The 1,412-nt window shown below is 69.0% G+C and carries 1 pseudogene; it reads right to left on the reverse strand.

Features of this window, described 5'->3' with window-relative positions:
• Positions 1–1,370, reverse strand: a pseudogene (locus tag E1264_RS44350) (hypothetical protein); the annotation flags it as partial.
• Positions 1,371–1,412 lie beyond the last annotated feature (42 nt).

Here is a 1,412-nt window from a genome sequence, read left to right on the forward strand (position 1 = left end):
GGGTTGTTGTACTGGACCCGCAGGTAGGCGTCGTCGGCGAACCGCTTCCACCACGACATCGACGACTCGTTGTAGGCCTTCAGCCCGAACGTGATCGTGGAATGGCCCTTGTTGACCGCGTCCTGCACATGCGACCGCAGCAACGACCCGCCGAACTCCACCGGCGCCCGCGAGCAGTACGACACATCACGCGAGGCCAGCCGCTGGTCCCACACCGACGAGCTCGTGGCGTTGTTCCACGTCGCACCCGAACTCAGCGTCGAGGTCCGCCACAACTCCACCGAAGTGTCGTTACCGCAGTCATAGGCGAAGGTCTCATACGCGGTGAACTCCACCGCCTGGATATAGCGGCCCTTGATCGCCGGCAGCGGCATCCGGAAGAACAGCCGCTTGGTCTGGTTCTTCACACAGTTGGGATCCTTGGCCACCTCGCAGCGCCCCACACCCTCGGTCGACTTCCCCGCGAACTTGTAATACGACTGATCCGGCCACCCCGACGACACCATCCCCCAACCGGACGCCCTACTCGTCGTCCACACCGGATCGATGAACACCGGGAACCTGGTGTCGGGCGAGGTCAGCAGGGCCTGATCCGGGGTCAGGATGAGCGTGCCGTCCGCGACGGCCACACCGATCGGGGCCGTCCTGGCCCCTTCCGCGGGCTCATCGCCCCGCACCACCGCGGCCCGCGCCTGCGGGTCCCCGGCGCCGGCGCCGGAGGAGTCCCACATGATCGGGGACGGCGCCTCGAACACCACCGACCTTGAGCCGGTGTCGGCCGCCTTCAGCACCCCGCTGCCCGGCTCCTGGCTCACCACCAGCCGCTTGGCCGACAGCGCCAGCGCCAGCTTGGCCACCCGCGGGTCCCGCGCCGCCTTGGCGGTCCTGACCACCAGAACGTGCGCGAACCCGTCCCGCTCGGCCCGCAACCGCAAATCCACATCGGGACCGGCCACACCCTGGTAGACGGCGGTGTCACCCTCCAGCGTCGGCTCGGGCAGCGGCTTGGGCCACGACAGCGCCAGCTCGCGGCCCGACCGGACCATCCGCACCATCGGACCGTTCCCGCCCGCAGACAGCCGCAGCCCGACCGTGCTCGCGGCCGGGACGATCGCGTCACCGGAACGTTTCAACGTCGTGTCGATGCCGACCCACCTGCCGTCCTGACGGGCCCGGACCGGCCGCAGATGCTGCTGGATCTCGATACGGCCGTTCGGCAGCGCCCGCACCGTGCGGTCCTCACCACGCCGGGAGATGATCTCGACCGGCTCACCAGACCGCCGCGCCGCGGCCACGGCCTTCTCCTCGGACACCGCCGCCTTCGCCGCCTTCGGCGGTTCATCAGCGTGAGCTGCGGTTTCACGGGTCACCGCCGACAATGGCACGTGGACCAATCCGGCGACCAAAGTCAA

Origin of the sequence: Actinomadura sp. KC216 (assembly GCF_004348535.1) — a bacterium.
In the GTDB taxonomy this organism is placed as follows: Bacteria; Actinomycetota; Actinomycetes; order Streptosporangiales; family Streptosporangiaceae; genus Spirillospora.